Annotated in this window: 7 protein-coding genes and 2 pseudogenes; 3 read left to right on the plus strand and 6 right to left on the minus strand. The window is 73.4% G+C overall.

What is annotated here, in order from left to right; genetic code table 11:
• Nucleotides 1-345: 345 nt before the first annotated feature.
• The 3 genes from aceA (at nucleotide 346) to BU198_RS35320 (ending at nucleotide 4276) form a co-directional block, all read left to right on the plus strand.
• Complete coding sequence (gene aceA / locus BU198_RS35310) at nucleotides 346-1638, plus strand: isocitrate lyase (RefSeq protein ID WP_188300900.1); 1293 nt, start codon at nucleotides 346-348, stop codon at nucleotides 1636-1638.
• 118 nt (nucleotides 1639-1756) lie between these two features.
• Nucleotides 1757-3370, plus strand: coding sequence for a malate synthase A (gene aceB / locus BU198_RS35315; protein WP_188300901.1), 1614 nt, complete (start codon nucleotides 1757-1759; stop codon nucleotides 3368-3370).
• A gap of 39 nt (nucleotides 3371-3409) precedes the next feature.
• Entirely contained in the window at nucleotides 3410-4276 is an 867-nt protein-coding gene (locus BU198_RS35320; protein ID WP_188300902.1) for a 3-hydroxybutyryl-CoA dehydrogenase, read from the plus strand.
• Between the two features lie 71 nt (nucleotides 4277-4347).
• On the opposite strand, the pseudogene BU198_RS35325 reads toward BU198_RS35320, so the two are convergent.
• From BU198_RS35325 to BU198_RS35350, 6 genes and pseudogenes are all read right to left on the minus strand, one after another.
• Nucleotides 4348-4677, minus strand: a pseudogene (locus BU198_RS35325) (adenosylcobinamide amidohydrolase); the annotation flags it as partial.
• A gap of 60 nt (nucleotides 4678-4737) precedes the next feature.
• Complete coding sequence (locus BU198_RS35330; protein ID WP_188300903.1) at nucleotides 4738-5055, minus strand: hypothetical protein; 318 nt, start codon at nucleotides 5053-5055, stop codon at nucleotides 4738-4740.
• Between the two features lie 16 nt (nucleotides 5056-5071).
• Nucleotides 5072-5920: an ECF transporter S component gene (locus BU198_RS35335; RefSeq protein ID WP_188300904.1), complete on the minus strand. Its 849-nt coding sequence runs from the start codon at nucleotides 5918-5920 to the stop codon at nucleotides 5072-5074.
• Complete coding sequence (locus BU198_RS35340) at nucleotides 5917-7560, minus strand: ABC transporter ATP-binding protein (RefSeq protein ID WP_188300905.1); 1644 nt, start codon at nucleotides 7558-7560, stop codon at nucleotides 5917-5919. Before BU198_RS35340 ends, BU198_RS35335 begins: the two co-directional genes overlap by 4 nt.
• Entirely contained in the window at nucleotides 7557-8783 is a 1227-nt protein-coding gene (locus BU198_RS35345) for a CbiQ family ECF transporter T component (RefSeq protein ID WP_188300906.1), read from the minus strand. Before BU198_RS35345 ends, BU198_RS35340 begins: the two co-directional genes overlap by 4 nt.
• Nucleotides 8784-8793: 10 nt before the next feature.
• A pseudogene (locus BU198_RS35350) lies at nucleotides 8794-9100 on the minus strand (hypothetical protein); the annotation flags it as partial.

Here is a 9100-nt window from a genome sequence, read left to right on the forward strand (position 1 = left end):
GTCGCTCCCTCCACTGCGCCCGCCCTGGGCGGATGCGGTGGGGGCAGCTTAGCCGCCGGGGCGGGCGCAGGATCGTCGCAACCTTCGCAGATTTGCTGATGGTCGTTCGCGGAAGTTGGCATTGGTCCACCGGTGACGGCGGCCCGGCAAGCTGCCAGAGTCGGTGGTGCGGCCGGGAGGTGCGCAGGACAGCAGTGAAACACCAGGTCGGTCGCGGTCTGGTGGGCTGTCCGGGCATCCACGTCCCGCGGTGCACCACCGCAGCCCGGCACCGTCCGGCCGCCCACTTACCCGAGCGGTGAAGTGCCTCACACCCTTCGCAACGAGCATCCCCGGGAGCAGACCATGACGACGTCGGTTCGGCAGCAGCAGGAACAACGCGCGGCGGAACTCGCGGCCCGGTGGGCCTCCGACCCCCGCTGGGCGGGCATCGAGCGCACGTACACGGCGGCCGACGTGCTCCGGCTGGCGGGCACCGTGCGCGAGGAGCACACCCTGGCCCGGCGCGGCGCCGAGCGGCTGTGGCGGCAGCTGCACGAGCAGGACTACGTGCACGCCCTCGGCGCGCTGACCGGCGGCCAGGCCGTGCAGATGGTGAAGGCCGGGCTGCAGGCCGTCTACCTGTCCGGCTGGCAGGTCGCGGCCGACGCCAACCAGGCCGGGCAGACCTACCCCGACCAGAGCCTCTACCCCGCCAACTCCGTGCCGCAGGTGGTGCGGAGGATCAACAACGCGCTGCTGCGGGCGGACGGGATCGACGCCGCCGAGGGCAACGAGGGCCCGGACTGGCTGGTGCCGATCGTCGCCGACGCCGAGGCCGGCTTCGGCGGCCCGCTGAACGCCTTCGAACTCACCAAGGGCATGATCGCGGCCGGTGCGGCGGGCATCCACTACGAGGACCAGCTCGCCTCCGAGAAGAAGTGCGGCCACCTCGGCGGCAAGGTGCTGGTGCCCACCGCTCAGCACGTCCGCACCCTCAACTCGGCCCGCCTCGCGGCCGACATCGCCGACGTGCCGACCCTGATCGTCGCCCGCACCGACGCGCTCGCCGCCAACCTGCTCACCACCGACGTCGACGAGCGCGACGCCCGCTTCTGCACCGGCGAGCGCACCGCCGAGGGCTTCTACCGGGTCGAGCCCGGCATGGCCCCGGTGATCTCGCGCGGCCTCGCCTTCGCCCCGTACGCCGATCTGCTATGGGTCGAGACCGGCACCCCGGACCTTGACCAGGCCCGGGAGTTCGCCGAGGCGATCAAGGCCGAGCACCCGGACAAGATGCTGGCCTACAACTGCTCGCCTTCCTTCAACTGGAAGGCCGCCCTGGATGACGACCGGATCGCCAAGTTCCAGCGGGAGCTGGGCGCGATGGGCTACCGCTTCCAGTTCATCACGCTGGCCGGCTTCCATGCGCTCAACCACTCGATGTTCCAGCTCGCCCGCGGCTACGCCGAGCACGGCATGACCGCCTACGTGGACCTCCAGGAGGCCGAGTTCGCGGCCGTGCAGGACGGCTACACCGCCGTGAAGCACCAGCGCGAGGTCGGCACCGGCTACTTCGATCTGGTCTCCACCGCGCTGAACCCGAACGCCGAGACCCTGGCGCTCACCGGCTCCACCGAGGCCGAGCAGTTCCACTGAGCCACCCCGGCGGTCTCGTCGGGGACGAGCCGCCTTCCACCCCACCGCCCGGGGCCTCGTTGAGGGACGAGGCCCCGGGCGGCCTCCCACTCGCCTCCTTCGTCTCCTGGAGCACCGGATGACCCAGCCCAGCCGCATCGAGATCCTCGGCGAGCACGAGGACCGCTTCGACGAGATCCTCACGCCCGACGCGCTCGCCTTCCTCACCCGTCTGCACGAGGCGTTCGCCGGCCGCCGCACCCTGTTGCTCGCCGAACGTGACCGCCGCCGCGCCGAGTTGACCGCCGGGGGAGTCCTCGACTTCCTCCCGGAGACCCGCGCCGTCCGGGAGGACCCCACCTGGCGCGTGGCCGGCGCGGGGCCGGGCCTGCACGACCGCCGGGTGGAGATCACCGGCCCGCCCGAGCGGCGGATGACCGTCAACGCCCTCAACTCCGGCGCGAAGGTGTGGCTGGCGGACTTCGAGGACGCCACGGCCCCCACCTGGCACAACCTCGTCGCCGGCCAGCTCAACCTGCTTGACGCGATCGAGCGTCAGATCGACGACACCACTCCGGAGGGCAAGCGGTACTACGTCGGGAACGACCCGGCCACCATCGTCGTCCGCCCCCGCGGCTGGCACCTGGACGAGCAGCACCTCCTGATCGACGGGCGTCCCGCAGTCGGCGCGCTGGTCGACTTCGGCCTGTACCTGTTCCACTGCGGCCGGCCACAGATTGCGGCCGGCTCCGGCCCGTACTTCTACCTCCCCAAGCTGGAGGACCACCGCGAAGCGCGTCTGTGGAACGAGGTCTTCGCCTTCGCCCAGGCCGACCTCGGCATCCCGCACGGCACGATCCGCGCCACCGTGCTGATCGAGACCATCACCGCGGCCTTCGAGATGGACGAGATCCTCTACGAGCTGCGCGACCACGCGGCCGGCCTCAACGCGGGCCGCTGGGACTACCTCTTCAGTCTGATCAAGAACTTCGCCCAGCACGGCCCCCGGTACGTCCTGCCCGACCGCGCCACCCTGACCATGACCCAGCCGTTCATGCGCGCCTACACCGACCTGCTGGTGCGCACCTGCCACCGGCGCGGCGCGCACGCCATCGGTGGGATGGCCGCCGCGATCCCGCAGCGTGACCCGGAGGCCAACGCCGTCGCGTTGACCAAGGTCCGTGCCGACAAGGAGCGGGAGGCGGGCGACGGCTTCGACGGCTCCTGGGTCGCTCACCCCGGCCTGGTGGCCACCTGCCGCACCGCCTTCGACGCCGTCCTCGGAGAGCACCCGAACCAGCTCGACCGCACCCGGGAGGACGTCGAGGTCACCGCCGCCGACCTGCTGGGCGTCCAACGGCTCTCAGCCGGCCTGCCCACCGAGCCGGGCGTGCGCTCCAACGTCGCGGTCGCGCTGCGCTACCTGACGGCCTGGCTGGGCGGTGCCGGCGCGGTCGCCGTCTTCGGGCTGATGGAGGACGTCGCCACCGCCGAGATCGCCCGCTGCCAGCTCTGGCAGTGGCAACACCACTGCACCCGCCTCGCCGGTGGCTCACTCGCCACCCCCGACCTGGTGCGCCGGCTGATCGACCGGGAACGCGCCACGCTGCTCGCCGAGGGCTCCGACCCGGCGCTGGTGGACGACGCGGTGCGGATCCTGGAGGACACCGCCCTCGGCGCCGACCTGCCTGCCTTCCTCACCACCGAGGCCTACGCCCGCCACCTCGTGCGCACCACCGCCCCGGCAGCCTGACCCACCCCCGTCCGCATCCATCCCGAAGAGGGCAACCGCATGAACGACATCCGCCGTGTGGCCGTCGTCGGCGCCGGGCAGATGGGCTCCGGCATCGCCGAGGTCTTCGCCCGCGCGGGCCTGGACACCATCGTCTGCGAGAACGGGGCGGCCGCACTGCGGGCCGCCCGCAGCCGGATCGACCGCTCCCTGCACCGCGCCGTCGACCGGGGCCGGATCAATGAGCAGCAGCGCACCGACGCCTGGGCGCACCTGCTGTTCGCCGACGACCTGGAGGCGCTGGCCGACCGTCAGCTCGTCGTCGAGGCCGTCGTCGAGGACGAGGGAGTCAAGAGGGAGGTCCTCGGCACCCTGGACAAGGTGTTGTTCGCCGAGGACGCCGTCCTGGCCACCAACACCTCGGCCATCCCCGTCACCCGCCTGGGCATCACCACCGGCCGGGCCTCCCACGTGCTGGGCCTGCACTTCTTCAACCCGGCCCCGGTGATGCCGCTGGTCGAGCTGGTCTCCTCCCTGCACACGGCCCCGGCCGTCCTCGACCGGGTGGAGACCTTCGCGGCCGAGGTGCTCGGCAAGCGCGTCGTCCACTCCCGGGACCGGGCCGGCTTCGTCGTCAACTCCCTGCTGGTGCCCTACCTGCTGTCCGCGATCCGGATGGCCGAGGCCGGCCACGCCACCCCGGCGGACATCGACGCCGGCATGGTCCACGGCTGCGCCCACCCCATGGGCCCGCTCCAACTCGCCGACCTGATCGGCCTGGACACCGTCGAGGCGATCGCCCGCTCGATGTACGACGAGTACAAGGAGCCGCTGTACGCCCCGCCGCCGCTGCTCTCCCGCATGGTCGAGGCCGGTCTGCTCGGCCGCAAGAGCGGACGCGGGTTCCACTCGCACCGAGCGGTGTAGCGAAGGGCGCGCGCCTCGCCGGTGCCCGGCCCCTGTCGCGGAGGGCCGGGCACCGGCGAGGCCTTGTGCTGTCAGTCCGGCAGGACGTTCTCGCGGCAGCACTCCGGCCGTGGACCCTGGTGAGGCGCAGCAGGTCCGCGCGCCCGCCGGCCGCGATCGAGTTCCGCTCCGTCGAGGACAGCGCGGTGCACCGCCCGGGCCAGCCGGTCGCCCCAGAGCGACCGCGGGCCGCCGAACGGATCGACCTCCCCACGCGCGTCCGGTGACCGGACCGCCACGCACACCGCGTCGGACGGCGTGCCCGAACAGGCGTAGCCGGCGTCCAGGAGAGCCTGCACCTTGGCCTCGGTGGCGGTCGCCAGCAGGTTCACCAGGCCTGCATCGGACAGCGGCGCCGGAACGACCCTGCCGTGCGGCCTCCCGCCGGCCCGCACCGAGCGAGACGCCCGCCACGGCAGCCGTCAGGGCCGCTTCTCGGGATCCGGGTCGGGCGGCAAGGTCGCGCGGATGTCCGCGAGCAGGTCGGCGATCCCTCGCCCGGCGGCCAGGTGGCCACCCGCCGACCCGACGTGCTCGTCGGGCAGGTGCGCCAACACCCGTTCGGCCTCGCCCAGCAGCTCCTGACTGCGCCGTAGGCCGAGCCGCATCCTCGCGACCTGCGCCTGTGCTCCGCCCAGCTGACGGCGGGCCGACTCCAGTCCGGCGTGCTGTCCGGGGGTGAGGACGACGGCGTCGACGCCGTTCACCGTCGTCGTCCGGGGCTTCTCGCGCTTTGGCACGTGATGACCTTTCGGTTCAGGTGGACGCCGTTTCGGCGGGTCGTCCGGCGGCTCCCGGGTCCGCCGGTGCTCCGGGCGCGTCCGGGGTCTCGAACCGCGCGGTCGGCTCGAAGTTGGCGCGTCTGGCGGCGCGGCGGAAGACGGTGAGCACGGCCGGGCCGACGACGAGGACGGCGGTGAAGGTGGTGACGGCGCGGCCGGTGTCCCAGCCCAGTGAGGTGGCCAGGTCGAAGAGCAGGTAGCGGTGCCACTGCTCGGTGAAGGGCAGGCCGGGCAGGTAGGCGATGGAGCTGTTCGGGTCGGTGGAGAACGGCCAGAAGGAGAGGTTGAGCAGGAAGCCGAACAGGTAGCCGGAGAAGGCCCCGTAGACGGCCAGCATCGGCACCTCCAGGCGGGGCCGGGCCTTCGGCAGCAGTCCGGCGAGCAGACCGACGAAGGCGCAGCCGAACATCTGGTAGGGCATCCAGGGGCCGACGCCGCCGGTGAGCAGAGCGGAGGCGAAGAGTGAGGTGCAGCCGAGGGTGAAGCCGAAGCCGGGGCCGAAGATCCGGCCGGCCAGGACGAGGATGAAGAAGACGGTCTCCACACCCGCGGTTCCGGCGCCGAGCGGGCGCAGGCCGGCGTTGACGGCGGAGAGGACGCCGAGCATGGCGAGGGCCTTGGCGTCGATGCCTCCGGCGGAGATCTCGGCGATGACGACGGTGAGCACCAGGACGAGCAGGGCGCCGAAGATCAGCGGTGGGGCGTAGTTGGAGCCGAACTTGCCGGGGGCGACGACGAACGGCCAGGTGAAGGCGACGAGGCCGATGAAGGCGGACAGGGCGACGACGATGCGGGCCCGGCCGGGGATCCGGACGGCGGTCACCGCGCGGCCTCGGCGGCTGCGAGGGCCTGGGCGACCTGCCGGGTGGTCAGGTAGGCCAGGGGTGCCAGGATCTTGGCGGTCTGCGGGGCGAAGGTGGGCGAGGCGACGATGACCTCGGCGGTGGAGCCGTCGGCGACGATCTCGCCCTCGGCCATCACCACGACGCGGTCGGCGGCGGAGGCGACGAACTCGACGTCGTGGGTGGAGACCACGACGGTGCGGCCTTCGGCGGCGAGGGCGTCGACGATGCCGGTGAGCGCTTCCTTGGCCTGGTAGTCGAGCCCGCGGGTGGGCTCGTCCAACAGTACGACCCTCGGTGCGGCGGCGAGCTGGATCGCCAGGACGAGCGCCAGTTTCTGCCCTTCGGAGAGGTCCCGGGGGTGGGTGGCGTCCGGGATCCCGGGGGCGAGGCGGTCCAGGATCTCCCGTGCGGTCGGCCCGCCCGTGCGCTCGGATTCCAGGTCGCTCTGGGCGAGTTCCTGGGCGACCGTCTCCAGGTAGAGCAGGTCGGTGGGGGTCTGCGGGACGAGCCCGACGAGCTGCCGGGCCCGGGCCGCCGGGAGGCGCTTGGGGTCCTCGGCCTTGCCTCTCCCGGTGCTGGTGACCTTCACGCTGCCGCCCTGCCGGGGCCCGGCGCCCTGCAGGGCCCACAGGAGCGAGGACTTGCCGGAGCCGTTGCGGCCCATCAGCGCGGTGACCTCGCCCGCGCGTAGCGCCAGGTCGACGTCCCGGACGGCGGCCACCGGCCCGTACCTCACGACCACGCCCCGGGCGTCCAGCACCGGTTCCCCTGCCACCGCTGCCCGGCGCGGCGGGGGAACCGGCAGATCGGTGAGCCGTTCGCGCAGTGGCGCGGCGGCTCGGCGGGCGTCCCGGACGGACAGCGGCAGTGGCTGCCACCCGGCCCGGCGGCCGAGGTCGACGACGGGCGGCGCGATCGCGGTGTCCCGGAAGACCTCCGTCGGGGGCCCGTGCACGACCGTGCCGTCGCCGGGCAGATAGGCGACCCGGTCGGCATACTGGACGACGCGTTCCAGGCGGTGTTCGGCGAGCAGGACGGTGACGCCGAGGTCGTGCACCAGCCGGGTGATCGCGGCCAGCACCTCCTCGGCGGCGGTCGGGTCGAGCGCGGAGGTCGGTTCGTCCAGGACCAGGACGCGGGGGTGGGCGGTGAGCACCGAGCCGATGGCGACGCGCTGTTGCTGCCCGCCGGAGAGTTCGTACAGGGCGCGGTGGCGCAGGTCGGCCAGGCCGAGCAGGTCGAGGGTCTCCTCGACGCGCTTGCGCATGACCTCCGGCGGGATCGCCAACTGCTCCATGACGTAGGCCAGTTCCTCCTCCACCGTATCGGTGGTGAAGCCGGCCAGTGGGTCCTGGCCCACCACGCCGACCACGTCGGCGAGTTCACGCGGCGGGTGGTGGGCGGTGTCGCGGCCGTCCACGGTGACCCGGCCGCGCAGGGTGCCGCCGGTGAAGTGCGGCACGAGGCCGTTGACCGCGCCGAGCAGGGTGGACTTGCCGACTCCGGTGCGGCCGACCACGAGACAGAGTTCGCCCTCGGGGACGTGGAGGTCGACGTCGTGCAGGACGGGCGTGGCCTCACCGTCGTACACCACGCCGACCCGGTCGAATCGGATCACGTGCTCACCTCGGAGGTTGTGTGGCCGGCCGTGACACCGTCGGTGCGTGCGCTCGGGCGCTGCCGTGGCACGGCGGTGGGTGCGGGCGTACGGCCGGGCGGCGGCGAGAGGACCCCGGCCGCGCCCGCCAGCAGCAGGGCCAGTACCGGGACGAGCGGCAGCGCTGGCCAACTCAGCGGGTAGAGGGACGGGTTGAGGTCGGTGGCGTCGTAGCCGACGGTGGCGAAAAGCAGCACGGCGGCGACCACCCCGCAGCCCGCGACGCCCCACTCGGCGGCCCGCCAGCGGTCCGGGCGGTAGGTGGTGCGCCGCACCCGCCGCCCGCCGAGCAGCAGGCCCGCCACGCAGAGCATGGCCCCCGCCAGGAAGGCCGGAAGTCCGAGCGCGGCGGGGGCCGTTCCGTCCAGCAGCCCGTACACCCCGGCGCACAGGCCGCACATGCCCAGCAGCATCAGCGCGCCGGTGAGCCGGCGGGAGCGGCGCGAGGCGGTGCCGGAGCGCCCGTAGCCGCGCGAGTCCATCGCCGCGGCCAGGTGCAGCGAGCGCTCCAGGGCGTCCTCCAGGACCGGCACCACGATGCTGCGCAGGGCCCGGACGCCCTTGCGCCGCCCGGCGCGCAACCGCCTTGCCCGGGCGACGCGTTGGACGCTCTGCACGAGCTGGGGCGCGACACTGAGCGACACTGTCACGGCGACGCCCAGTTCGTACAGCGCGCCGGGAAGCACCCGCAGGGCACGCTTGGGGTTGGCCAGGGTGTTGGCCGCGCCGATGCAGCAGATCAGGCAGGCCAGCCGCAGCCCGTCGAAGGCCGCGGAGAGCGTGGCCTCCAACGAGACCGGGCCGCCGATCCGGATCCCCGCGTACCAGTCCGGGGTGGGGATGTGCGGCAGGGAGAAGAGCAGGTGGTCGTGCGGGGTGATGCCGGTGGCGAAGACGCACCGGAAGACCACCCGGATCGCCACCACGGTCAGGGCCACCCACAGGTAGTAGCCGAACCCGCGCGCCCACGGCGCCTCGCTGCGACGGGCGGTGACCACGTAGCCGAGCACGGCGAGGACGAGCAGGAGCAGCAGCGGGTTGGTGGTGCGGCTGGCCGCCGTCGCCAGGGCGAGCGCCCACGTCCACCAGGCCAGCGGGTGCAGGTCGCGCGGGCTGCGCCGGGCCCCCGCGCCACGGGCGGGGGAGGAAGTGGGCGGGGACCCGGTGTCACGCTTGTCGGGCATCGTCACCGGATCACTCGGCCCGTCGGCGGCGCTGCCGCGCGACCAGGGTGGCCACGCCGACCACCACGACGAGGACGGTGCCGATCACCGCCGGGATCATCGACCCTGACTCGTGCGGTGCGTCGGCGGCCGGGGCCGCGTCCACCACGGTGGGACCGGCCGCGTTCGCGGGGGTCGGGTCGCCGGTGGCCGCCGGCGTCGCGGCGGCGGTGTCGGTGGCGGTCGCGGATGTTGTGTCGGTCGGTTGGGTGGGGGGCGTCTCGGCGGGGGCGGTCGGCTCGGTCGGAGTGCTCGGGTCCGCGGCGGTCGGCGCGGGT

Origin of the sequence: Streptomyces sp. CBMA156 (assembly GCF_014596515.1) — a bacterium.
GTDB lineage: Bacteria > Actinomycetota > Actinomycetes > Streptomycetales > Streptomycetaceae > Kitasatospora.